The 22,735-nt window shown below is 62.2% G+C and carries 22 protein-coding genes; 10 read left to right on the top strand and 12 right to left on the bottom strand.

Annotated elements, in window-relative coordinates:
* Window positions 1–72: 72 nt before the first annotated feature.
* Window positions 73–834, bottom strand: a complete 762-nt coding sequence (locus PDR5_RS21110; RefSeq protein WP_007917441.1) for an SDR family oxidoreductase — start codon at window positions 832–834, stop codon at window positions 73–75.
* Between the two features lie 228 nt (window positions 835–1,062).
* On the opposite strand from PDR5_RS21110, the gene PDR5_RS21115 reads away from it, so the two are divergent.
* Window positions 1,063–2,067: an NADP-dependent oxidoreductase gene (locus PDR5_RS21115; RefSeq protein WP_064598605.1), complete on the top strand. Its 1,005-nt coding sequence runs from the start codon at window positions 1,063–1,065 to the stop codon at window positions 2,065–2,067.
* Between the two features lie 52 nt (window positions 2,068–2,119).
* On the opposite strand, the gene pyrF is transcribed toward PDR5_RS21115, so the two are convergent.
* A complete protein-coding gene (gene pyrF / locus PDR5_RS21120; RefSeq protein ID WP_064598607.1) occupies window positions 2,120–2,818 on the bottom strand; it encodes an orotidine-5'-phosphate decarboxylase in 699 nt (232 codons plus the stop codon).
* A 295-nt stretch (window positions 2,819–3,113) separates the two neighbouring features.
* On the opposite strand from pyrF, the gene PDR5_RS21125 reads away from it, so the two are divergent.
* From PDR5_RS21125 to xopAW, 3 genes are all read left to right on the top strand, one after another.
* Window positions 3,114–3,863, top strand: a complete 750-nt coding sequence (locus PDR5_RS21125; protein WP_064600917.1) for a response regulator — start codon at window positions 3,114–3,116, stop codon at window positions 3,861–3,863.
* Entirely contained in the window at window positions 3,863–4,912 is a 1,050-nt protein-coding gene (locus tag PDR5_RS21130; RefSeq protein WP_064598609.1) for a sensor histidine kinase, read from the top strand. Before PDR5_RS21125 ends, PDR5_RS21130 begins: the two co-directional genes overlap by 1 nt.
* Before the next feature lie 110 nt (window positions 4,913–5,022).
* Window positions 5,023–5,880 carry a XopAW family type III secretion system calcium-binding effector gene (xopAW, locus tag PDR5_RS21135; RefSeq protein ID WP_064598610.1) on the top strand — a complete coding sequence of 286 codons (858 nt, stop codon included), beginning with the start codon at window positions 5,023–5,025 and terminating at the stop codon, window positions 5,878–5,880.
* A 583-nt stretch (window positions 5,881–6,463) separates the two neighbouring features.
* On the opposite strand, the gene PDR5_RS21140 is transcribed toward xopAW, so the two are convergent.
* From PDR5_RS21140 to PDR5_RS21180, 9 genes are all read right to left on the bottom strand, one after another.
* Window positions 6,464–7,516 (bottom strand): AI-2E family transporter, encoded by a 1,053-nt coding sequence (locus tag PDR5_RS21140; protein ID WP_064598612.1) that lies wholly within the window; start codon window positions 7,514–7,516, stop codon window positions 6,464–6,466.
* A 70-nt stretch (window positions 7,517–7,586) separates the two neighbouring features.
* Window positions 7,587–8,393 (bottom strand): DUF4892 domain-containing protein, encoded by an 807-nt coding sequence (locus PDR5_RS21145; protein WP_064598613.1) that lies wholly within the window; start codon window positions 8,391–8,393, stop codon window positions 7,587–7,589.
* Between the two features lie 127 nt (window positions 8,394–8,520).
* Window positions 8,521–9,375 (bottom strand): alpha/beta hydrolase, encoded by an 855-nt coding sequence (locus PDR5_RS21150; protein ID WP_064598615.1) that lies wholly within the window; start codon window positions 9,373–9,375, stop codon window positions 8,521–8,523.
* Complete coding sequence (locus tag PDR5_RS21155) at window positions 9,372–10,178, bottom strand: alpha/beta fold hydrolase (RefSeq protein ID WP_039772855.1); 807 nt, start codon at window positions 10,176–10,178, stop codon at window positions 9,372–9,374. The genes PDR5_RS21150 and PDR5_RS21155 overlap by 4 nt, the downstream gene beginning before the upstream one ends.
* A gap of 118 nt (window positions 10,179–10,296) precedes the next feature.
* Complete coding sequence (locus PDR5_RS21160) at window positions 10,297–10,740, bottom strand: hotdog fold thioesterase (RefSeq protein WP_007957810.1); 444 nt, start codon at window positions 10,738–10,740, stop codon at window positions 10,297–10,299.
* A gap of 31 nt (window positions 10,741–10,771) precedes the next feature.
* Window positions 10,772–12,427 carry an AMP-binding protein gene (locus PDR5_RS21165; protein ID WP_064598616.1) on the bottom strand — a complete coding sequence of 552 codons (1,656 nt, stop codon included), beginning with the start codon at window positions 12,425–12,427 and terminating at the stop codon, window positions 10,772–10,774.
* 81 nt (window positions 12,428–12,508) lie between these two features.
* Complete coding sequence (gene sixA / locus PDR5_RS21170; RefSeq protein ID WP_064598618.1) at window positions 12,509–12,961, bottom strand: phosphohistidine phosphatase SixA; 453 nt, start codon at window positions 12,959–12,961, stop codon at window positions 12,509–12,511.
* The gene (locus tag PDR5_RS21175) at window positions 12,958–13,305 is read right to left on the bottom strand and encodes a DUF4389 domain-containing protein (RefSeq protein WP_039772859.1); all 348 of its coding nucleotides are present in this window, start codon (window positions 13,303–13,305) and stop codon (window positions 12,958–12,960) included. Before PDR5_RS21175 ends, sixA begins: the two co-directional genes overlap by 4 nt.
* Window positions 13,306–13,323: 18 nt before the next feature.
* Window positions 13,324–14,349, bottom strand: a complete 1,026-nt coding sequence (locus PDR5_RS21180; protein WP_064598625.1) for an NAD(P)H-dependent glycerol-3-phosphate dehydrogenase — start codon at window positions 14,347–14,349, stop codon at window positions 13,324–13,326.
* 196 nt (window positions 14,350–14,545) lie between these two features.
* Here PDR5_RS21180 and PDR5_RS21185 point away from each other — a divergent pair, with 196 nt between their 5' ends.
* From PDR5_RS21185 to PDR5_RS21210, 6 genes are all read left to right on the top strand, one after another.
* Entirely contained in the window at window positions 14,546–16,669 is a 2,124-nt protein-coding gene (locus tag PDR5_RS21185; RefSeq protein WP_064598628.1) for a TonB-dependent receptor plug domain-containing protein, read from the top strand.
* Window positions 16,670–17,602 carry a hypothetical protein gene (locus PDR5_RS21190; RefSeq protein ID WP_064598631.1) on the top strand — a complete coding sequence of 311 codons (933 nt, stop codon included), beginning with the start codon at window positions 16,670–16,672 and terminating at the stop codon, window positions 17,600–17,602. It abuts the gene before it with no gap.
* Window positions 17,599–19,500 carry an ATP-binding protein gene (locus tag PDR5_RS21195; protein ID WP_064598634.1) on the top strand — a complete coding sequence of 634 codons (1,902 nt, stop codon included), beginning with the start codon at window positions 17,599–17,601 and terminating at the stop codon, window positions 19,498–19,500. The genes PDR5_RS21190 and PDR5_RS21195 overlap by 4 nt, the downstream gene beginning before the upstream one ends.
* A 247-nt stretch (window positions 19,501–19,747) precedes the next feature.
* The gene (fabA, locus tag PDR5_RS21200) at window positions 19,748–20,263 is read left to right on the top strand and encodes a 3-hydroxyacyl-[acyl-carrier-protein] dehydratase FabA (RefSeq protein ID WP_003227150.1); all 516 of its coding nucleotides are present in this window, start codon (window positions 19,748–19,750) and stop codon (window positions 20,261–20,263) included.
* An 11-nt stretch (window positions 20,264–20,274) separates the two neighbouring features.
* The gene (gene fabB, locus PDR5_RS21205; protein WP_007957797.1) at window positions 20,275–21,495 is read left to right on the top strand and encodes a beta-ketoacyl-ACP synthase I; all 1,221 of its coding nucleotides are present in this window, start codon (window positions 20,275–20,277) and stop codon (window positions 21,493–21,495) included.
* Window positions 21,496–21,890: 395 nt separating this feature from the next.
* Window positions 21,891–22,079, top strand: coding sequence for a hypothetical protein (locus tag PDR5_RS21210; RefSeq protein ID WP_039772867.1), 189 nt, complete (start codon window positions 21,891–21,893; stop codon window positions 22,077–22,079).
* Window positions 22,080–22,175: 96 nt separating this feature from the next.
* Here PDR5_RS21210 and PDR5_RS21215 read toward each other — a convergent pair whose 3' ends face one another.
* Entirely contained in the window at window positions 22,176–22,718 is a 543-nt protein-coding gene (locus PDR5_RS21215) for a DUF2058 domain-containing protein (protein ID WP_007957793.1), read from the bottom strand.
* Window positions 22,719–22,735 lie beyond the last annotated feature (17 nt).

Consider the following 22,735-nt stretch of genomic DNA (forward strand, 5'->3'; position numbering starts at 1 on the left):
AAAGGAACCGCTCCCGAGGCGAAAAAAAACCCGCCAGTGGGCGGGTCGTTTATTGACTCGGTCGACGCCATCTTAGAAGGCGGTCACGCCGCCATCCACGGCCAGCGAATGGCCGGTGGTAAAGGCCGCACCGTCGCTGCACAGATACAGCACGGCACTGGCAATTTCCTCGACTTTGCCAATGCGCCCGACCGGGTGCATGGCGTTGGCGAATTCACCTTTTTTCGGGTCCGCTTCATAGGCGCGACGGAACATGTCAGTGTCGATCACCGCCGGGCAGACGGCGTTGACGCGGATTTTCTTCTTGGCGTATTCGATCGCAGCCGACTTGGTCAGACCGATCACCGCATGTTTGGAAGCCGCGTAGATACTCATCTTCGGCGCGGCGCCCAATCCAGCCACCGACGCGGTGTTGACGATAGCCCCGCCACCCTGAGCCAGCAGCAACGGCAGCTGATACTTCATGCACAGCCAGACGCCCTTGACGTTGACGCCCATGATCGCGTCGAACTCGTCCATCGAGCCTTCGGCCAGTTTGCCCTTCTCGATTTCGATCCCGGCATTGTTGAAGGCGTAGTCGAGACGGCCGTAGGTATTGATCACCTCGTCCATCAGATTTTTCACTTCGCTTTCGACGGTCACGTTGCAGCGCACGAAGGTCGCTTCGCCACCGGCTGTACGAATCAGCGCCACGGTGCCCTCGCCCCCGGCCGCATCCAGATCGGCCACCACCACTTTCAGACCTTCGGCGGCGAATGCCTGGGCCGTCGCGCGGCCGATGCCGTTGGCCGCGCCAGTGACGACGGCTACCTGACCGGAAAACGTCATGCTCATTGTTATGTCCTCGAATGCGGGGGAATGGATGAAGGCAGCATAGCCACAGGGGCCTGAGTGACGTCAGCACTATCAGAAGGCCGGTTAGGCTTGCATGAATCGCAGTGATGAAACCCAGGCCTGCACTATCACCGTACTGGATCAGCCTGCATTCGCCCCGTGAGCCAACCTTGCGGCATCGCTCATGAAGGTCTATCAACAAGGCTTCATTCAATTCGAGTGCCTGTCATGACCAACCAGACCAATCGCCAGTTCCTGCTCGCCAAACGCCCAGTGGGCGCCGCCACCCGCGAGACCTTCACCTATCAGGAAGTACCGGTCGGCGAGCCGGCGGCAGGGCAGATTCTGGTCAAGAACGAATACCTGTCCCTCGACCCGGCCATGCGCGGCTGGATGAACGAAGGCAAGTCCTACATTCCGCCGGTGGGTCTGGGCGAAGTCATGCGCGCGTTGGGCGTAGGTAAAGTCGTCGCGTCGAACAATCCGGGGTTTGCCGTCGGCGACTACGTCAACGGTGCCATTGGCGTGCAGGATTATTTCCTAGGCGAGCCAAGAGGTTTCTACAAGGTCGATCCGAAACTGGCACCGCTGCCGGTTTATCTGTCCGCACTGGGCATGACCGGCATGACCGCCTACTTTGCCCTGCTCGATGTCGGCGCGCCGAAGGCCGGGGACACCGTGGTGCTGTCCGGTGCCGCGGGCGCGGTCGGCAGCATCGCCGGGCAGATCGCCAAAATAAAAGGCTGCCGGGTGGTCGGCATCGCTGGCGGCGCCGACAAGTGCAAGTTCCTGATCGATGAACTGGGCTTCGACGGTGCCATCGACTACAAGAGCGAAGACGTGCTCGCCGGTCTCAAACGCGAATGCCCGAAAGGCGTGGACGTGTATTTCGACAACGTCGGCGGCGACATCCTCGACGCCGTACTCAGCCGTATCAACCTGAAAGCACGCGTGGTGATCTGCGGCGCGATCAGCCAGTACAACAACAAGGATGCGGTCAAAGGCCCGGCCAACTACCTGTCGCTGCTGGTCAACCGCGCGCGGATGGAAGGCTTCGTGGTGATGGATTACGCCGCGCAGTACGCCAGTGCCGCCCAGGAAATGGCCGGGTGGATGGCCAAGGGTCAGCTCAAGAGCAAGGAAGACATCGTTGAAGGCCTGGAAACATTCCCCGAGACCCTGGGCAAACTGTTCAGCGGCGAGAACTTCGGCAAGCTGGTGTTGAAGGTCTGAAAACAATGAAGGGAGCCATCGGGCTCCCTTCATTGTTTCTTCAGCTGTTCGCTCAGGCCAGTTCGGCAACCACCGAGGCCAGTGCCTTGGCCGGATCCGCCGCCTGGCTGATCGGACGGCCGATCACCAGATAGTCGGAACCGGCATCCAGCGCCTGACGCGGGGTCAGGATGCGACGCTGGTCGTCCTGGGCACTGCCCGCCGGACGAATCCCCGGAGTCACCAGTTGCAGCGACGGGTGCGCGGTTTTCAGCGCAGTGGCTTCCAGCGCCGAGCACACCAGACCGTCCATCCCGGCCTTTTCGGCCAGCGCCGCCAGACGCAGCACCTGCTCCTGCGGCTCGATGTCCAGACCGATACCCGCCAGATCCTCACGCTCCATGCTGGTCAGCACGGTCACGCCGATCAGCAACGGCTGCGGACCGCTGCGCTTGTCCAGCTCTTCACGGCAGGTCGCCATCATGCGCAGGCCGCCGGAGCAGTGAACGTTGACCATCCACACGCCCATCTCTGCCGCGGCTTTTACCGCCATCGCCGTGGTGTTGGGAATGTCGTGGAATTTAAGATCCAGGAATACTTCAAAACCCTTGTCACGCAGGGTGCCGACGATTTCCGCGGCGCAACTGGTGAACAGTTCCTTGCCCACTTTGACCCGGCACAGTTTCGGGTCCAACTGGTCAGCCAGCTTCAGTGCGGCGTCACGGGTAGGGAAATCCAGGGCGACGATGATAGGAGTCTGGCAGGCGGACATGGATGGGCTCTCAGGCAAGTCGAAATCGGCGCGCATTGTAGCGGAACCGGCGGCGGCGCGGCACCCGATGATCGGTAAATCGTCGCGCCAACCGTGATCAGCATAGCCTTGCAGGGTATTGTGTCGAACCCGATACACAACCGACACGCCGACAACATGCTCCCGCGCTAGCCTCGCCAGCCGCAACAAGTCCTTACAGCAGCCCTTCCCGCCTCACGGCCGGACGCCTATGCTGAAACCACAACCTCGCAGCCTATCTTTGTGGTTGGCGGCCTACTGGCAGATGAACAGCCTCATGCACAACTCCCAAGCCTCCGTGAACGACGAGCAGAAAGACGACAAGCGCTGGAACATCCGCGCGCTGATCGTCGACGATGACGTGCCGATCCGTGAATTGATGATCGACTACCTGGCCCGCTTCAACATTCACGCCAGCGGTGTCACCGACGGCGCGGCGATGCGCCAGGCGATGCAGGCCGAACATTTCGACGTGGTGGTGCTCGACCTGATGCTGCCCGGCGAAGACGGTCTGTCGCTGTGCCGCTGGCTGCGCGCTGAATCCGATATCCCGATCCTGATGCTCACCGCCCGCTGCGAACCCACCGACCGGATCATCGGCCTGGAACTGGGCGCCGATGATTACATGGCCAAGCCGTTCGAACCCCGGGAACTGGTGGCGCGGATCCAGACGATTCTGCGTCGGGTGCGCGACGACCGCAGCGAACAGCGTGCGAACATTCGCTTCGACAACTGGCGCCTGAACAGCGTCCTGCGCCAGTTGATCGCCGACGATGGTCTGGTGGTGCCGCTGTCCAACGCTGAATTCCGCCTGCTCTGGGTGTTCATCGAACGCCCGCGCCGGGTGCTCAGCCGCGAACAGTTGCTGGACGCCGCCCGTGGCCGCTCGATCGAAGCCTTCGACCGTAGCATCGACCTGCTGGTCTCGCGTCTGCGGCAAAAACTCGGCGACGACCCGAAAGCCCCGCAACTGATCAAGACCGTACGTGGTGAAGGCTACCTGTTCGACGCCCGGGACATCGGCTGATGCGGGCGCGCTTCGACACGCTGTTCGGCCGCCTGTTTGGCATGCTGTTGGTGGCGATCGTCCTGGCGCACCTGCTGGCCTTCGCCTGGTTCCGCCTCTACGGCCCACCGCCCCCGCCACCGCCGCCGGAGTTCTCGCAAAACCTCGACGGCCAACAGCCGGCTCAGGATCCACGCTACCCGCCCCGTCCACCGCGACCCTGGTTCGGCGGGCCGATCGTGCCGCTAACCTTCCAGTTCATCTCGCTGATCATCGCCGCCTGGTACGGCGCCAAGCTGCTGACCCGACCGATCCAGCGTCTGAGCGATGCGGCCGAGCGCCTGAGCGAAGACCTCGACAGCCCGCCGCTGGACGAAACCGGCCCGCGGGAAGCACGGCAGGCTGCGTACACCTTCAACCTGATGCAGCAGCGCATCCGCGAACAGGTGCAGCAACGGGCGCGGATGCTCGGCGCCGTCTCCCACGACCTGCGCACCCCGCTGTCGCGACTGAAACTGCGTCTGGAAAATATCAGCGACGACAAACTGCAGGGCCAGATGCGCCAGGATCTGGACGACATGATCGGCATGCTCGACGCCACCCTCACCTACCTGCACGAACAGCGCACCAGCGAGGCCTTGCAGTTGATGGACGTGCAGGCGCTGGTCGAATCACTGTGCGAAAACGCCCAGGATCAAGGCGCCGACGTTCAGGTCAGCGGCCACTGCGCCCCGTTGCAGGTACAGCCGATGGCACTGCGCTCGTGCATCAACAACCTGATGGACAACGCCCTGCGCTACGCCGGCCAAGCGCACATCGACCTGCAAGACCAGCGCGAACAACTGCTGATCCGCGTCATTGACCACGGCCCGGGCATCGCGGCGGACAAGCGTGAAGCGGTATTCGAGCCGTTCTTCCGCCTCGAAGGCTCACGTAACCGCAACTCCGGCGGCGTCGGCCTGGGCATGACCATCGCCCGGGAAGCGGCGCAGCGCCAGGGCGGACAACTGACCCTGGCAGAAACCCCCGGCGGCGGCCTGACCGCCGTGATCCAACTGCCTCGCCACTGATCCCGACTGTGTACCGGCCGGTACAAACCTCACATACCCACGACACCTTGCACCATAAGGCTGCATAAGCCGGTACACACACCGGTTTTCCAGTCCAAGGAGCGAGCCCGATGATCGGTAGCGTCAGCAACTACACGAGCTATACCAGCACCAGCAGCACCTCCACCCAAAACGCCCGCAGCCAGCAGCTGCAAAAAGAACTGTTCGCCAAACTCGACAGCAACGGCGACGGCGCCGTGGATCAGGACGAACTCGGCAGCGCCCTATCGCAGAAGTCCAACGACGGCCTGCTGGTCAGCCTGAGCAAACAATTCGGCGATCTGGACAGCGACGCCAGCGGCAGCCTCAGCGCCGAAGAAATGACCGCCATGGCCCCACCCCCACCGCCCCCTGGCGATCAGGCCCCCAACACCGAACTCGCCGACGCCCTGATCAGCGCCCTCGACGCCGACGGCGACGGCGCCATCAGCAGCGACGAACTGAGCAACGGCCTGACCAGCGCCGGCAGCATCGCCGACAGCAGCAAAATCTTCTCGGCCCTGGACAAAAACGAAGACGGCGTCGTCAGCCAGGACGAACTCGCCGCCAGCCTCACCCCACCGCCACCCCCACCGCCGCAAGCCTCCAGCGATGAACTGTTCAGCCAACTCGATGCCGACGGTGACGGCACTGTTACCGCCACCGAACTGAACAGCGCGTTGCAGGTCAGCGACAGCACCTCATCGAACAACACCGACACCGCCGCCGCTCTGCTCAAGGTTCTGGACAGCGACAGCAGCGCAGGCGTCAGCAGCGACGAACTGAAAGCTGCGCTGCATGCTGGCCGTGAGCGCCCGGATGACGAACAGACCGCCAGCAATACTCAAACCACCACCGAAGCGCTGAACCGGATGATTGCCAATCTGAGCAAGCAGTACTCGCTCGAAAGTACCGCGTCGGTGGGCAAGTATTTGAATGTGGCGACGTGAGATTGGGTGAGGATTTGAGGGACGACTGAGGTTGGCTGGGTGAGTGGTTTGCTTTGGCTCTGCGGTGTGTCATCAAAGCTGCCCTCACCCTAGCCCTCTCCCAGAGGGAGAGGGGACCGACCGAGGTGTTTAAGCGAACTACACCGACGTGGAATACCGAAGTGAACTCAGGTTTTCAAAAACATATACAACCCCACTCCTGATTTGGCTTTGGCTTCCCACCACTCAACACAATGAGCGTTAGCTCGAGTACCGCTTTTGACGTACCGGCCCCTTCGGAAGGCTGAGTGGAGGGATTTATCCGGGGGTGGGAGCGCAGCGACCGTGCGGCGCAGCCGCATGCATCGAGAGGAGGTGCAGCGAAGCAAACCGTAGGCGATGCCCCCGGATGAATCCCGGAGCGAAGGAACGCCGAGCCACAGCGAGGCGCCGAACGCAGGGGCCAAGACCTTTGGTTACTTTGGGGCGTTTGCCAAAGTGACCCGCTGTAAGAGCGGAACCGCCAGCGGCCGCACCCGAAGAAACGGATATGTACACAGTAGACCCAGAGCCTGGCCGGCCCAAAGGCAGCCAAGGCTCAGCATCAACGCCGATCGTCGACCCGAGCCTGACTCTTACTCCAATCCGTCAACAAACTATAAGCAACAGCCAAAAGCGTAGGCCCAATAAACAACCCGATAAACCCAAACGCAATCAACCCGCCAAACACCCCAAGCAACACAATCACCAACGGCAGATTCCCGCCCCGGCTGATCAGATACGGCTTGAGTACGTTATCCACGCCACTGATGATGAACGTCCCCCAGATCCCGAGAAACACCGCCATCCCGTACTCGCCCTTCCAGGCCAGCCATGCCGTGGCCGGAATCCACACCAGCGGTGGCCCCATCGGAATCAGACTGAGCAGGAACGTCACGATCCCCAGCACCAGCGCCCCCGGCACCCCGGCAATCAGGAACCCGATCAGCGCCAGCACCGCTTGCGCCGCCGCTGTACCAATTACCCCGTTGACCACCCGTTGCACGGTACCGGCCACCAGATCGATGTAGTACCCGGCCCGGTCACCGATCAGGCGTTCCAGCAGACTGTGCACGAATGCCGCCAGCCGCGGCCCGTCGCGGTAGAAAAAGAACACGAAGACAATGCTCAGGGTCAGCTCGAGAATCCCGCTGCCGATCTGCGCACTGCGCGCCAGCAGCCAGTTGCCGACCTGCCCCAGATAGGGTTTGACCGTCACCATCAGCGCCGCGCCCTGCTGATCGATGCTGTTCCAGATCCCCACCAGCCGTTCGCCCACCAACGGCACGCCACCCAGCCAGCTCGGTGCCTCCGGCAGACCGTCGACCTGCACATCCTTGATGAACGCCGTAGCGTCACGCACGTGATCGGCCAGGTTAAAGCCGAGCCACACCAGCGGCCCCGCTACCAGCAACATCCAGCCCATGGTCAGAACCAGGGCCGCCAGCGATTCCCGGCCATTGAGCCAGCGGGTCAGCAAACGCATCAGCGGCCAACTGGCGAACGCCAGCACCGCGCCCCAGAACAGCGCCGACCAGAACGGCGCCATCACCCAGAAACTGGCACCAAACAGCACCAGCAACAGGATCTGCACCAACAGACGATCATTATTGGGCATGTGAAATCTCGAAAAAAATCAGTCAGGCAAAGAGTAGGCGAACACGTCGAGCGTGTCCGCCAAAGACACCTTATCGCAACAGATCGATGCGCAGACCTTCGCCGTCGACACTGCCGGTTTCCATTCGCGCGGCGCGCACGCCCTGCCCGATCAGCGCCTGCCGCCAGGCCTCGGCCTTGGGCCCGGACACTGTCACCCGCAAGGTGGTGTCGAGGTTCAGTCCACGGGACAGCAAGCGCAGCCAGGTGTCATCCGGATCGCCGGCCAGCTTTGGAAAGTCCAGCTCACCGGTGCTTTTGAGTTCCCGCAGCAGCGTGGCCGAAGTCGGCAGCAGGTCACCGAGCGGTGCCAGCGCCTCGAACTGTTCAACGTGCAGATAGGCTTTGCGATTGCCGCGGGTGATGCTGTACAGCGCCACCAGCGTGTTGTCGCGCGGGGCCGCGAGCCTCAGCAGCAGATAGGCCTGCTGCTCGTCGGCACCGTAAAGCTTGGCGTTGCCGAACACCTCGTTGGCCCACAGGCTGCTCTCGCCGCAATCCCGGGCCTGGCACCAGAACAACAGCTGGGCCTCCTGCTTTTGCAGGGCTTCGCGGGCAAGGGTAAAGGCTTCGGTGGCGGAATGCTCCGGCGGTAATTCATAGGTCACCGAGGTGGTTTGCCCCCGGGCGCTGACCTGGCCGTCGAAACGCAATTGACCGCTGATCTTGCGGATCGAGCCGAGCGGGTAGATCCGCTCCAGCTCCACGGCGGGGCGATAGTCGACGATCTGCGCATCGGCCACACGCGGCACGATCGGCAAGTCCTGACTGCCCGGCAGGTCGGCAGCGAATAGAAAGTGACTGAAACAGCACAGCGCCAGCAGACTGATAGATCGCATGGACAGGCTCATCGCAGGGACATGGCCTGGATGCCTTGGGGGCAGTTCGAAGTCGCAGCGGTGTAGAAATCCATCTTGGTTGTCTCCCATTTCAACCCGCCCAGCCTCGACAGTTGCCGGGAGCAAGTCAAGGAATGGCGAAGAACCGATTGAAACAGTCTGCGACAAGCTCGGCCCCGGCCTCATCGTTCAGGTGCAGATGATGCCCGCCCGGCAGCTGTTCCCGGGCAAAGGGTAGACGTTCCAGCAGCTCGGGATGTTTGGCCAGCATGCCATCGGCGGCGACCACCAATTGTGCGGGGCAGGCAATGCGCTGCACGAACGCCATCGCCTGTTCCTGGGTCAGACGCAGCGGCGAAGGCAAAGTCAGGCGGTTGTCGGTGCGCCAGGTGTACCCACCGGGCACCGGCATCAGTCCGCGTTGCGCCAGCAGTTCGGCGGCTTCGCGACTGACCGCCACCAGCCCTTTCATCCGCGCTTCGATCGCCCGGTCGAGGGTGTTGTAGACCGGTTTGCGCTTTTCCCGAAGATCGAGCTGCGCCTGTAAGGCCATGCCCATGCGCTCGGCGGCATTTTCGCCTTTGTCGGTAGGAGGAATAACCCCGTCGATCAACGCCAGATGGGTGATGCGTTCGGGCAACGACCCGGCCAGCACCAGCGAAACAATGGCGCCCATGGAGTGCCCGAGCAGGCCGAAACGCTTCCAGCCCAGTTGTTCGGCGACCTGCAGCACGTCATGGGCGTAATCCCACAGTGCGTAACCGGCGCCGTTCGGCCGGTGCCCGGAATGCCCGTGGCCGGCCATGTCTAGCGCGACGATGCGCAAGCCTTTGAGCTTCGGCGCCAGTCGGGCGAAGCTGTTGGCGTTGTCCAGCCAGCCGTGCAGGGCGATCACCGGCAACCCGTCGTCCGGGCCGAACAGGTGGGCCGCCAGTTCGATATGCGGCAGGCTCAGGCGCACTTCTTCGACGGCCGGGTTCATGCGCAGTCCTTGTCTTGCCGGCGTTCCCAGCGATTGAACAGGTTTTTCAGTAATTGTGCGGTGTCCTGCGGACGCTCAAGCGGAAACATGTGCCCGCCGGGCACGGTCAGCGACTCGCCCTGAGGCAGGCGTCCGACAAATCGGGTGTGGTGGTTCATCACCACGCGGCTCTTGTGTCCACGTACCACCGCCAGCGGCACTTTCAATTGCCGGGTATGCGCAGGACTGGTGTGCGGCACGCCGCGATAGATGCTGATCTCGGTCGCAGGATCGAAGCGCAGACGCAGCTTGTCGCCGACCTTGTGCAGACCGTGCTGCAAGTAGGCATCGAAACATTCCGGATCAAAGCTGCGGAACAGGGTCTTGCCAGCGAAATAACCACGGGCACTGTCCAGATCGGCAAATTCTTCGCGCCGTCCCAGCGTGCGGCCGGCCGGGGTCAGTTTGTCGATGAAACCAAAACGCTTGGCGGCCCGGATCACCCATTGATCGGTGCGGGTCAGCACCGGCGAGTCGAGCATCACCACGCCCCGATACAGTTCAGGGCAACGCAGCGCGGCGTGCAAATGCAGCATGCCGCCGAAGGAATGGCCCACGCCCCACACCGGCTCGTCTTGCTGTTGAAGATGATGGATGAGTTCATCGACCAGGTGATACCAGTTATCACCTGCCGGGAAACGCGGGTCATGGGCATGTTGTTCCAGATGCGCGACCCGGTACTCGGGCGCCAGCGCCGCGAACAGTTTGCCGTAGGTGCCCGAAGGGAAACCGTTGGCGTGGGCGAAGAAGATCGGTTGCGACATACCGGCAAATCCATGAGCGGAAAACAGGCGTTGATTGTCCGTAAGACCGCGTCCTACAGCAATGACCGTAACTGCCAGGAATGATGACAGTCCGGTCAGGGCTATGACGCTGCGGCCATTAACGCGCCGGCGGTTGTTCTCCCAGCGGCACCACCGCCATGGTCAGGCGCGACACACAACTGGCCTTGCCTTCATCGCTGGTCAGGCGGATATCCCAGACGTGGGTGGTGCGGCCGATGTGGATCGGTTTGGCCACCGCCGTCACTCGTCCACTGCGCAGGCCGCGCAAGTGGTTGGCGTTGATTTCCAGGCCCACGCAATAGAACTTGCTGGCGTCGATGCACAGGTAACTCGCCATCGACCCGACCGTTTCCGCCAGCACCACCGAGGCGCCGCCGTGCAGCAGGCCGTAAGGCTGATGGGTGCGATGGTCGATGACCATGCTGGCCGTCAGCGATTCCTCGTCGAAGGACTCGAAGCGAATGTCCAGCACTTCGCCGATGGTGTTTTTCTGGATTGCGTTCAACTGCTCGATGTTCGGAGTGGTGCGCCACAAGGTCATCGCAGGCTTCCTTTGTTGTTTTGATCGACGCTCAATCCTGCCACAGCACCGCCTCGCTGCGCTCGCTCCATTCTTCGAAACGTGCTCCGTAGGTGTCTTCGATGATGTTGCGTTTGATCTTCAAGGTCGGCGTGAGGAAGCCGTTCTCCACCGCCCAGCTGTCCTTGACCACCACCAGCCGGCGCAGGCGCTCGTGCTTGTCGAGGACGGCGTTGACCTCCTCCAGCAATTTTTCCAGGCTCGAATGCAGCGGTGCGCGGGGCTCCTCCCGGCCCACGGCCGAGAGCACGCACAACCCCAGCGGCGCACTCAGGCCATCGCCGACCACGCAGACCTGCTCGATCCGCGAATGCACCGCCAGACGGTTTTCGATCGGCGCCGGGGCGACGTATTTGCCCTTGCTGGTCTTGAAGATTTCCTTGAGCCGCCCGGTCAGGCGCAAACGCCCTTCGGCGTCCTGTTCGCCCTTGTCGCCGGTGCGCAGGAAGCCGTCTTCGGTGAGGGTCTCGGCGGTTTTCTGCGGTTCCTTGAAATAGCCGAGCATGTTCGCCTGGCTGCGCACCTGCACTTCGCCGGACTCGTCGATCCGCACTTCCACGTCAGGACACGGCCGGCCGATCCAGCCTTCCTTGTATTGCCCCGGCAGGCAGATGTGCGAATAACCGCAGCTTTCTGTCATGCCGTAGACCTCCAGCACGTCGAGCCCGAGTTTCTGATACCAGCGCAACAGGGTCAGCGGCACCGGCGCCGCACCGGACAGCGCCACGCGCAAGGCATCCAGACCCAATCCGGCCAGGACCTTGTGGCCGATCCGTCGGCCGATAAAAGGCAGACCGAGCAGCAAATCCAGGCGTTTCGCCGGGATCTTGCTGTAGACGCCCATCTGGAACTTGGTCCAGATCCGCGGCACACCGAACATCGCCGTCGGCCGTGCCCGCTTGAGATCGGCAAGAAAGGTATCGAGGCTTTCGGCGAAAAACACCGTTTGCCCGGTATAGATCGACGCCAGCTCGACGAACATCCGCTCGGCGACATGACACAGCGGCAGATACGACAGCAGCCGATCGTTCTCATTGAGTCCGAACAGCTGCGTGCCGCGCGTCGTCGCGAACCCGAGATTGGCGAAGCTGTGCATCACGCCCTTGGGCTGGCCGGTGGTGCCGGAGGTGTAAATGATCGTCGCCAGTTGCTCGGCGGCGGGACGCGGATCGTCCTGGATCGGTGAGCTGCGCTGCAAATCATCCCAGTTGAAATCGAACGTGCCCGGTGGGTGCAGCGGCAGGCTGACGGTGGTCAGGCCGGCCGGTATGCCCGCTGACATGCTCGGCCAGTCATCGAGCTTGCCGATGAACGCCAGCACGCTTTCCGAGTGGGTGAGCACCTGATTCACCGATTCGGCGGTGAGGTTCGGATAGAGCGGCACCGAAACGTGCCCGGCCATCCAGATCGCCAGGTCGGCGATGATCCAGTGCGCGCAGTTTTTCGAGATCAGGGCGATGTGGCTGCCTTGCGGCAATTCCCGGGAGCGCAGCCAGTGCGCGGCGCAGCGGGCCTGATGGCCGACGTCGGCCCAGGTCAGTGTCTCGACCTGCTCGCCGCCGATCGGCTGCACCAGAAAACGCTGACGCGGGTGCCGGGCCTCGCGTTCGTAAAACACGTCCAGCGGCAAACGGAAGGCGGAAGACATTCGACTCGCTCCTGTTTTTTGGTCTGGAGCAAGCGTAGTCAACCAAGCAAGTGCTTGGTTGACTATTTCATACAAAAAATTTCAGGGATGTTTAAGGCTGTTGAGCGTCATCGAGCCGATCAGCAACTCGCTGTGTTCGAGCTCGGCCAGCCCGGCGGTGCTGACTTTTTCCGGTGGGTAGCCCGCACCGTGTTGCAGGTAGCTGAGCAGATTGCCCACCAGCGGATTGTGGCTGACCAGCAGCACGTTGCTCACCGACACCAGTTGCTCGGCCACGCGGTCCGGGTCAACTTCCGGGGTCAACCACTCGACTGTACGGATTTCCGGCTCGAAGCCCAGCGCCTCGCGCACCAGTTGCGCCGTCTGCTGCGCCCGCAGGTACGGGCTGGCGTAGATCGCCGTCAGCGGCTGGCCCATCAAACGGGCCGCGCTGCTCAACACTTCCTTGCGACCGTGGTCGGTCAGTTCCCGCTCGGAGTCGGGGCGCGAGCCATAGGGCTCGGCCTCACCGTGACGCAATACCCAGAGTTTCATAGCTTGGGTTCCTCATCCCGGGCCGGATGCGGTGCCGGCGCAACAACGTGTGGCGCTTCACCTTCCGGCGTACGCGGCGCCGGCCAGTCGGCGAACGGCCAGGGTTTCTGGTCGCTGTGGAAGCTGCCGAAACGGCCGATCTGCGCCAGAAACTGGCTCAGGCTGTCGCCGAAATTCATCAGGCTGGCGCTCGGGGCGCCATAGAACAAACGATAGATCAACTGCACCAGCACCACCGCGCCGAGGATGAACTGCGCTACCTGCCAGACCAGGATGTAAACAATCATCCACAACACCCGCAGGAGGATGGATTCATATTTGGCTTCGGTTTTCGGATCGTTCATGGCCTGCTCCCTGCTGAATCAGTTGAAACCACTGGTGGAAATAAAGTCGACATCGGTTTTCGGTTCGGCACGCATCAGCAGACCGATCACCTGCTCAAGCGTGCGCCCTTCGAACAGAATTGCATGCAATCCGGCGACCAGCGGCATGTACACGCCAACCTCCTGAGCCTTGGCCTTAAGCACTTTCAGGGTGTTGACCCCTTCGGCCACTTCACCCAGGCGCGACACCGCTTCGTCGAGGCTCAAACCCTGACCGAGGGCGAAACCGACCTGGTAGTTACGGCTTTTCGGCGACGAGCAGGTGACGATCAGGTCGCCGACACCGGCCAGACCGAGGAAGGTCATAGGGTTGGCGCCCTGATTCACCGCAAACCGGGTCATTTCGGCCAGCGCCCGGGTAATCAGCATGCTCTTGGTGTTCTCGCCCATTTCCAGCGCCACCGCCATGCCGGCGATGATCGCGTAGACGTTTTTCAGTGCGCCGCCCAACTCCACGCCGAAACGGTCGGCGCTGGCGTAGACGCGGAAAGTGCGGCCATGCAATGCGGCCTGCACGGCTTTGCAGAGTTCTTCGTCTTCGCTGGCGACCACGGTGGCGGTCAGTGCGTGCTCGGCGATTTCCCGCGCCAGGTTCGGCCCGGACAGCACGCCGATACGCGCCTGGGGGGCGATCTCTTCGAGGATCTGGCTCATCAGTTTGAAGGTGTGGGCTTCGATGCCCTTGGTCAGGCTGACCAGCATCTTGCCGCTCAGGCGTTCGGCGTGTGCCGCCAATACCGTGCGCAGCGCGCTGGACGGCAACGCGACGAAACACAAATCGCAGGCGTCGAGGGTTTCCTGCAGGTCGGTGACCGCGGTCACGCCGGGCAGAATCCTGATGCCTTTGAGGTACCGCGGGTTCTCGCGATTGACCCGGATGGCCTCGGCCTGCTCGGGGTCACGCATCCACTGCCGGACTTGATGGCCGTTCTCGGCCAACAGATTGGCCACGGCGGTACCGAAACTTCCGCCTCCCAGGACCGCAATCGGGCGCTGTTCAGTCATATGTAATCCGTTAATCCATACCAGTGGCGATGCCGGCATTATACGGAGCGTCCCCTTCTCGGACAGCCCCGGCGTCAATTACCCGCACTTGTAGGAAGAAGACCAATAAAACCGAGGAAAATGCCTGCAACGTGACTGGAAAAGTCGTCGAGCTCGGTTAACATGCGCGCCAATTCTTTGCTATCAAGGCTGCGTCGTGTTTTCTGGCTCCCCTTCCCCGCGTTCGTCCCTGCTGCTGGCGCTGCTGTTCAGCCCGGTGCTGCTGGCGGACGACCTGTTTGTCGACAGTGAGGCCTTGCCGCAGATCCTGACCGCCACGCGCCTGAAACAGTCGCCGGCGGAAGTCCCGGGCAGCATGACCGTGCTCGACAGCGAACTGATCAGCGCCAGCGGTGCCCGGGACATCAGTGAACTGCTGCGCCTGGTGCCGGGGATGATGGTCGGTAATATCAGCGGCAATCAGGCGGCGGTGAACTATCACGGGACCAACGCCAGCGAAGCCCGGCGCATGCAGGTGTTGATCGACGGCCGCTCGGTGTACCGCGCCGGTCTGGCGACCGTGGACTGGAGCGATATCCCGGTGGCCATGGAAGACATCGAGCGCATCGAAGTCTTTCGCGGCCCGAACACCGTCAGCTACGGCGCCAACGCGCTGATGGCGGTGATCAACATCATCACCCGCAACCCGGCGGACAGCCACGGCACACGACTGAAGCTGACCCGCGGCCAACGCGGCATCAACGATTTCTATGCCAGCCAGAGCACCGGCTGGAATGGCGGCGACCTGCGTCTGTCGCTGTCCGGCCAGGAAGACGACGGCTTTGACAGCGACCGCACCGGCGCCGATTACCGCGACAACCGCCGCTTGAACCGCTTCAGTCTCGCGGTCAGCCAGACCCTGAACGACAACCAGAGCCTGGACTGGCAGGTCAATGCCAAGGACGGGACCAATCAGCGGCCTTACACCTACCGCCCGGTGTTCTCCGGAATTACCGCTGCCGGGAACAATTCCGACGTGGTTGCCAAGGACTACGCCGGTTCGGTGCGCTGGAACCTGGACATCAACCCCGATCACAGCCTTTATGTGCAAGGCTCGGCGCAACACTGGGATCGCCAGCAGACCTGGCGCGCCTGTGACGCCGAAGTGTCGTTCAGCCCGCAATTGACCGAGCTGTGGCAACTCAATCCGAACTACACCGAACGCCTGGCCCGCAACATGACGCTGTTCACCGGGCCCGGCGCACCCGCCGGCACGCCACAGGAAATGACCCTGGCCAATCAGGTGCTGGATCAGTGGCGCAACGGCGCGCGCCAGACTCTGTGCGGCGACATCGACCAAAGTGCCCGGGAATCGCGCTACGACCTGGAGTTGCAGGACACCCTCAGCCTGTCCGATAGCCTGCGTCTGGTCAGCGGCCTGAACTATCGTTACGACCGGGCCGACTCCGAGACCTATTTCAACGGCACGCTGGACGACACCACCTGGCGCGCCTTCGGCCAGCTCGAATGGCGCGCCAGCGAACACTGGCTGTTGCAGGGCGGCGCCATGTTCGAAGACACGCAATTGATCGGCAGCTCGCTGACGCCCCGGTTTGCGGTCAACTACCTGTTCAACCCGCGGCACAGCCTGCGCGCGGTGTATTCGGAAGCCATCCGTTCACCGGACATGTTCGAGAACAACGTCAACTGGAGTTATCAGGTGACCAACCTGCGGCCCGCCGCCTATGGCCAGTCTTCGGCCCGCTACTTCGTCAAGACCCGGGGCCCCGGCGATCTGGACCAGGAGCACATGCGCTCGCGGGAACTGGGCTACAACGGCTTTTTCCCGGAATGGGGCCTGGCCCTGGACGTGAAGCTGTTCTACGACGAAATCACCGGGATGATCAGCGAGCCGCTGCGCAACAATCAGTACATCGCCAGCAACGCCAACGATTCGCGCTTTCGCGGCACCGAGACGCAACTGGACTGGCGCCTGAGTGCGGCCGACCGCCTGCGCCTGACCTACGCCTTCGTCGACGCCGAGGCGAGCAACCCGCTGGACCAGCAATTCACCGCGCGCAACAGCGGCTCGGCCGGCTGGCTGCGCGATTGGGGCCACGGCTGGAACAGCGCCCTCTTCTATTACGGTGACAACGCGCTCAACGGTTACCGCTTCGAGCGGGTCGACACGCGCATTGCCAAACGCATCGCCCTGGGCAAGGCCCAATTGCAACTGGCCGGCGTGCTGCAACAACGCCTCGACCATGAGCCGACCACCTTCGTCGACAACAATTACGACGAACGCCGCGTGGTGTATTTCAGCGCCGAGCTGGAGTTCTAGATGCGTTACGCCATGTCACGGAAGATGCCAACGCTCGGCCAATGGCTGGCCGGGCTCTGTCTGTTCCTGACAGCGTGGCTGCATGGCGTGGCGGTGCAGGCGGCCGACATTCTGCTGACCGGCGCCGAAGAAAGCCCCGGCGTGCAGTCCTTCGTCCAGGCCCTGAGCGAGCTGCGCCCGACCGACCGCGTGCATTTCCAGCCACTGGCCAGCCTGCCGGCGCCGGGCAAGTTGCCGTCGAGCCTGCGCCTGATCCTGCTCGATCTGCCGAGCCTCGACTGGCGCATGCAGGAATCCCAAGGGCCGGCGACGTTGGTCCTGCGCATCAGCCGTTTGCAGGCCCGCCAACGCTTCGGCGACGCGCAGCCACCCCACTTGAGCCTGCTGTGGGCCGATCCGCCGCTGAGTCGTCAGTTGCAACTGATCCGTCGGATTCTGCCCCAGGCCGGGCGCGTCGGCGTGCTGTTCGATCAGCACAGCGAGTTCCTGCTCAAGGAGCTGCAATCGGCCGCCCAGCCGCTGAATCTGCAAATCGTCCCGCAGCGCTGGGATAACACCCACGACAGCCGACCCTTGCAGACCGTGCTGAAAAACAGCGACGTGCTGCTGGGCCTCGACGACCCTGACCTGTACAACCCGAAAACCGCAAAAAACCTGTTGCTCAGCAGTTACTCTCGGCAACTGGCACTGGTCGGGCCGAATGTCTCGTTCGTTCGCGCCGGCAGCCTGGCCAGTACCTACAGCGATCAGAACGACTGGCTGGCCGTCCTCGACGAATTGCTGGACCGGCCACCGGCCACCTGGCCGCGCACGCTCTACCCCGGGCGTTTCAAAGTCTCAAGTAATGCGCAGGTGGCTCGTTCCCTAGGGATAGAACCGATCAATGAAGCGTCTGTCGCCGCAGAGCTGGCCGAAGGAGAGCGCCGCCCATGATTTTCCGCCGTTGGGACATCAACACCCGCACCCAGTTGATCAGCCTGGGCCCTGCGCTGTTGCTGACCTTGCTGCTGATCAGCTTTTTCACCTTCGTGCGCATTCAGGATCTGCGTCAGGAGCTGAATCACACCGGCCAGTTGATCGCTAACCAACTCGCACCGGCCACCGAGTACGGGGTGATTTCCGGCAACAACGAAGTCCTGGAAAGCCTGCTCAAGGCCACGCTGGCCACGCCGAACGTACGGTTTCTGGAAGTGCAGGACAGCGCCAACCGGATTCTGGCCTACGTCGAACAGCCGGCGGATGCGCACAATCGCCCGCATCAGGTCGAAGTGTTCCAGGCGCCGGTGCGGCTGCAACGCATCGCCCTGCACAACGATTTCTTCCAGGACGGCAAGAGCAGCCCCGGGGTGGCCAGCGAGGATTATCTGGGGCGGGTGATCGTCGGGCTGTCGAATGACGCCTTCAGTCAGCGCCAACAGGAGATCCTGCTCAAGGCCGGGATTCTGGCGTTGTTCGCCCTGCTCTTCACCTTTGTGCTGGCGCGGCGACTGGCCGGCAGCCTGTCGCAGCCGATCCGCGACATCGGCAATGCGGTCAAGGCGATTCAGGAGGGCGACTACAAGACCCCGCTGCCGATCGTCGATGACACCGAGCTGGGCGCACTGTCCCAGCACATCAACAACCTGGCCCAGGCACTGGAGCAGGCCAGCCGCGAACAGCATCAGGCGATGGCGCAACTGATCCAGACCCGCGAAGAGGCGGAAAAGGCCAACAACGCCAAATCGGATTTCCTGGCGATGATGAGCCATGAGCTGCGCACCCCGATGAACGGCGTGCTGGGCATGCTGCAATTGCTGGAAACCACCGACATGACCGAGGAGCAGGTCGAGTACGCGGCGCTGGCTTCCGAGTCCACCGAGCACTTGCTCAAGGTGATCAACGACATTCTGGATTTCTCGCGCATCGAACGTTCGGAGCTGGAGCTGGAGCACATTCCGTTCAACCTCGCCGACCTGATCGGCGCCTGCGCCCATTCCTTCCAGCACAGCGCGGCGCAACGCGGGCTGGCCCTGCAGCTGCGGATCCCCGATGACATGCACGACTTGCAGGTACAGGGCGATCCGACGCGGATCCGGCAGATTCTGGTCAACCTGGTCGGCAATGCGCTGAAGTTCACCGAGCAGGGGCGCGTCAGCATCGAGGCGCAATGGCAATCGCTGGATCACGAATTGCTGTGGTTCACCTGCGCGGTACGTGACAGTGGCATCGGCATTTCGCCGGAAAGCCTGGAGCTGATGTTCAACGCGTTCCAGCAGGCCGACAGCTCGATTTCCCGTCGATATGGCGGCACCGGCCTGGGCCTGCCGATTGCCCGCACCCTCGCCGAGCGGATGGGCGGCACCTTGCGTGCCCAGAGTGAAGAAGGTCGCGGCTCGGTGTTCACCCTGGAAATACCACTGGCCCTATATAAGCAGGCACTGCCCGCGCTGGCGGCACCGCGCGCATTGAACGGCAACGGTCACGGCGAAGGACGCCATGTGTTGCTGGTCGAGGACAACCCGGTCAACCAGACCGTGATCGAAGCGATGCTGCGCAGCCTGGGCTTTACCGTCAGCGTCGCCACCGATGGCGTGCAGGCGGTGCGCAGTGCCGGGGACAGCCGTTTCGAAGCGATCCTGATGGATTGCCGCTTGCCACTCATCGATGGATACGAGGCGACCCGACAGATCCGCCGCCTGCCCGGCTGCGGCCACGTGCCGATCATCGCCCTGACCGCCAACGCGTTGCAGGGTGATCGCGAAAACTGCCTGTCGGCGGGGATGAACGATTACCTGGCCAAGCCATTCAAACGCAATGACCTGCAGCAGATTCTGCAGCGCTGGGTGCAGTAGAGAGGCCCTTTCGAGCATCTGCGACTGGCGTGAAAAGCGAAAGTGCGGCAGTCTTAGGCACCCGAACGGGCCTCAAAAGGGGCTTGATTAAAAATTTCAGTGCACAAGTGTACATTCATGTCCTTGGTGCTGTGACTTTCACCACAACGCAATAGTCTATGAGTAGGCTGCCGGTTCGAGGCATGAACGCGTCGATCGGCCGGGAAGATTTGCCCCACCTGCCGCATGGGATTATTGAGGAGCTCGCATGACCAAACAAAACGCCTTTACTCGGGAAGACCTGCTGCGCTGCAGTCGCGGTGAGCTGTTCGGCCCAGGTAACGCGCAACTGCCCGCCCCGAACATGCTGATGGTGGATCGCATCACCCTGATCAGCGAAGAAGGCGGCAAGTACGGCAAAGGTGAATTGGTCGCCGAGCTGGATATCAACCCTGACCTGTGGTTCTTCGCGTGCCACTTCGAAGGCGATCCGGTGATGCCGGGCTGCCTGGGTCTGGACGCCATGTGGCAATTGGTCGGCTTCTTCCTGGGCTGGCAAGGCCTGCCGGGCCGCGGCCGTGCGCTGGGTTCGGGCGAAGTGAAATTCTTCGGCCAGGTCCTGCCGACCGCCAAGAAAGTCACCTACAACATTCATATCAAGCGCGTCCTCAAGGGCAAGCTGAACCTGGCCATCGCCGACGGTTCGGTGACTGTCGACGGTCGCGAAATCTACACCGCCGAAGGCCTTCGCGTCGGCGTGTTCACCTCCACTGACAACTTCTAAGGGTTATTCGCATGCGCCGCGTCGTTATCACTGGTCTGGGCATCGTTTCGTGCCTGGGCAATGACAAAGAGACCGTCTCCGCTAACCTGCGTGCAAGCCGCCCTGGCATCCGGTTCAACCCGGAATACGCCGAAATGGGTCTGCGTAGCCAGGTTTCCGGCTCCATCGACCTCAACCTTGAAGAGCTGATCGATCGCAAGATCTATCGCTTCGTCGGCCACGCAGCGGCTTACGCCTACCTGGCCATGAAAGACGCCATCGCTGACTCCGGTCTGACCGAAGAGCAGGTGTCCAACCCGCGTACCGGCCTGATCGCAGGTTCCGGCGGCGCGTCGACCCTGAACCAGATGGAAGCGCTGGACATCCTGCGCGAGAAAGGCGTCAAGCGCGTCGGCCCATACCGTGTAACGCGGACCATGAGCAGCACCGTTTCGGCTTGCCTGGCCACCCCGTTCAAGATCAAGGGCCTGAACTACTCCATCGCTTCTGCCTGCGCCACCAGTGCTCACTGCATCGGTACCGCCATGGAACAGATCCAGATGGGCAAGCAGGACATCGTGTTCGCCGGCGGCGGTGAAGAAGAGCACTGGAGCCAGTCGTTCCTGTTCGACGCGATGGGCGCCCTGTCCAGCAAGCGTAACGACACCCCTGAGCAAGCTTCCCGCGCCTACGACGCCGACCGTGACGGTTTCGTCATCGCTGGCGGTGGCGGCATGGTGGTGGTCGAGGAGCTGGAACACGCTCTGGCCCGTGGCGCGAAGATCTACGCGGAAATCGTTGGCTACGGCGCGACTTCCGACGGCTACGACATGGTGGCCCCGAGCGGCGAAGGCGCGATCCGCTGCATGCAGCAGGCGCTGTCCACCGTCGACACCCCGATCGACTACCTGAACACCCACGGCACTTCGACTCCGGTCGGCGACGTCGCGGAAATGAAAGGTGTGCGCGAAGTGTTCGGCGACAAGGCCCCGGCCATCAGCTCCACCAAGAGCCTGTCGGGTCACTCCCTGGGCGCCGCCGGCGTTCACGAAGCGATCTACTGCATGCTGATGATGGAAGGCAACTTCATCGCCGGTTCGGCCAACATCGACGAACTGGACCCTGAAGTGGCCGATCTGCCGGTGCTGACCAAGACCCGCGAGAACGCCACCATCAACACCGTGATGAGCAACAGCTTCGGCTTCGGTGGCACCAACGCCACCCTCGTGCTGAAGCGCTGGGAAGGCAAGTAATTCCCTCCCGCTGAACCGCACATGAAAACGCCCCGACTGGTTCGGGGCGTTTTTTTTCGCCAGCCATAAACACAACCTCCTGTGGGAGCGGGCTTGCTCGCGAAAGCGGTGGGTCAGTCGACAAAAAATGTTGAATGTTAAATCGCATTCGCGAGCAAGCCCGCTCCCACAGGGTCGGTGTATTGCTTGAAAATCGCCGTCAGGAACATGAAGCTTTTGTCATGGAACTCAATGCCCTGCGACTGAATGTCGCGGTTTCCGCGGGCTCCAGCGCTGTTGCAGATTTCGCAAGAATACATTGCACGAATCGGGCGTTTACTTAGCAGGCTAACAAAATCTATAACGGAGTCCTGCACACGCCTTGCTGCAGATAACTTGAGATTTGGAGCTAGCAGATGACTGTAAAAGTAACTGAACGCGACGATTCACACATGTCCCATGAAGGCGTAGCCGCCGGCGTACGGATCTGGGATGTGCATCAACAAGACTTGCTGGTCGGCATGTTCCACAACGAGATCGACGCCCACAACTACAAGGCCGAACTGGAACTGCAGGAACAGCAGCGGGATCGGAAATCCGCCTGAAACAAAACCACAGCATTGAAAACGACAAACCCCGCCATGAGCGGGGTTTGTCGTTTTGGGGATTTCAGGGCCGCTTCGCAGCCCGGCGGAACCCGCTTACCACATCAGATCATCAGGGATCACATAGGCCGCGTACGGATCGTCCTCGGCATTGACCTCTTCGACCTTCTCGTTGAGCTGGACGATGCGCTGTGGATCGCGCTCCTGAATCTTCAGGGCGGCCTCACGAGGAATCACTTCGTAGCCGCCGGCGTGGTGCACGATCGCCAGCGAGCCGCTGCTGAGCTTGTTGCGCATCAGCGTGTTGACCGAGATGCGCTTGACCTTCTTGTCGTCGACGAAGTTGTAGTAGTCCTCGGTCGTCAGCTTCGGCAGACGCGAGACCTCGATCAACTGCTTGACCTGCGCGGCGCGGGCCTTGGCTTCCGCCTTCTCCTGCTGCTGGCGGTTCAGCTCCTGGTCGCGCTTGACCTTCTCGGCCTGGGCTTCCTGGGCAGCACGCTGCTGGGAGTCGTCCAGTTCGATCTGGCCTTTGTGGGCCAGGCGCTGTTGTTTCTGTTTGTCTTTGCTGACCTGCTTGGCCTGCTTTTGGTTGACCAGTCCTGCCTTGAGCAACTGGTCGCGAAGGGAAAGGCTCATTGATGCTTACTCACTTG

The sequence above is a fragment of the Pseudomonas sp. DR 5-09 genome, from assembly GCF_001655595.1.
Lineage (GTDB): Bacteria > Pseudomonadota > Gammaproteobacteria > Pseudomonadales > Pseudomonadaceae > Aquipseudomonas > Aquipseudomonas pharyngis.

What these genes read in the sequence shown, in the direction of transcription:
- PDR5_RS21195 (WP_064598634.1), top strand. Translation starts at nt 17,599, where the DNA reads ATGATTTTCCGCCGTTGGGACATCAACACCCGCACCCAGTTGATCAGC.
- sixA (WP_064598618.1), bottom strand. Translation starts at nt 12,961, where the DNA reads ATGAAACTCTGGGTATTGCGTCACGGTGAGGCCGAGCCCTATGGCTCG.
- PDR5_RS21115 (WP_064598605.1), top strand. Translation starts at nt 1,063, where the DNA reads ATGACCAACCAGACCAATCGCCAGTTCCTGCTCGCCAAACGCCCAGTG.
- PDR5_RS21130 (WP_064598609.1), top strand. Translation starts at nt 3,863, where the DNA reads ATGCGGGCGCGCTTCGACACGCTGTTCGGCCGCCTGTTTGGCATGCTG.
- PDR5_RS21215 (WP_007957793.1), bottom strand. Translation starts at nt 22,718, where the DNA reads ATGAGCCTTTCCCTTCGCGACCAGTTGCTCAAGGCAGGACTGGTCAAC.
- fabA (WP_003227150.1), top strand. Translation starts at nt 19,748, where the DNA reads ATGACCAAACAAAACGCCTTTACTCGGGAAGACCTGCTGCGCTGCAGT.
- pyrF (WP_064598607.1), bottom strand. Translation starts at nt 2,818, where the DNA reads ATGTCCGCCTGCCAGACTCCTATCATCGTCGCCCTGGATTTCCCTACC.
- PDR5_RS21180 (WP_064598625.1), bottom strand. Translation starts at nt 14,349, where the DNA reads ATGACTGAACAGCGCCCGATTGCGGTCCTGGGAGGCGGAAGTTTCGGT.
- PDR5_RS21110 (WP_007917441.1), bottom strand. Translation starts at nt 834, where the DNA reads ATGAGCATGACGTTTTCCGGTCAGGTAGCCGTCGTCACTGGCGCGGCC.
- PDR5_RS21175 (WP_039772859.1), bottom strand. Translation starts at nt 13,305, where the DNA reads ATGAACGATCCGAAAACCGAAGCCAAATATGAATCCATCCTCCTGCGG.
- PDR5_RS21150 (WP_064598615.1), bottom strand. Translation starts at nt 9,375, where the DNA reads ATGAACCCGGCCGTCGAAGAAGTGCGCCTGAGCCTGCCGCATATCGAA.
- PDR5_RS21190 (WP_064598631.1), top strand. Translation starts at nt 16,670, where the DNA reads ATGCGTTACGCCATGTCACGGAAGATGCCAACGCTCGGCCAATGGCTG.
- PDR5_RS21145 (WP_064598613.1), bottom strand. Translation starts at nt 8,393, where the DNA reads ATGCGATCTATCAGTCTGCTGGCGCTGTGCTGTTTCAGTCACTTTCTA.
- fabB (WP_007957797.1), top strand. Translation starts at nt 20,275, where the DNA reads ATGCGCCGCGTCGTTATCACTGGTCTGGGCATCGTTTCGTGCCTGGGC.
- PDR5_RS21140 (WP_064598612.1), bottom strand. Translation starts at nt 7,516, where the DNA reads ATGCCCAATAATGATCGTCTGTTGGTGCAGATCCTGTTGCTGGTGCTG.
- PDR5_RS21165 (WP_064598616.1), bottom strand. Translation starts at nt 12,427, where the DNA reads ATGTCTTCCGCCTTCCGTTTGCCGCTGGACGTGTTTTACGAACGCGAG.
- xopAW (WP_064598610.1), top strand. Translation starts at nt 5,023, where the DNA reads ATGATCGGTAGCGTCAGCAACTACACGAGCTATACCAGCACCAGCAGC.
- PDR5_RS21160 (WP_007957810.1), bottom strand. Translation starts at nt 10,740, where the DNA reads ATGACCTTGTGGCGCACCACTCCGAACATCGAGCAGTTGAACGCAATC.
- PDR5_RS21155 (WP_039772855.1), bottom strand. Translation starts at nt 10,178, where the DNA reads ATGTCGCAACCGATCTTCTTCGCCCACGCCAACGGTTTCCCTTCGGGC.
- PDR5_RS21125 (WP_064600917.1), top strand. Translation starts at nt 3,114, where the DNA reads ATGCACAACTCCCAAGCCTCCGTGAACGACGAGCAGAAAGACGACAAG.
- PDR5_RS21210 (WP_039772867.1), top strand. Translation starts at nt 21,891, where the DNA reads ATGACTGTAAAAGTAACTGAACGCGACGATTCACACATGTCCCATGAA.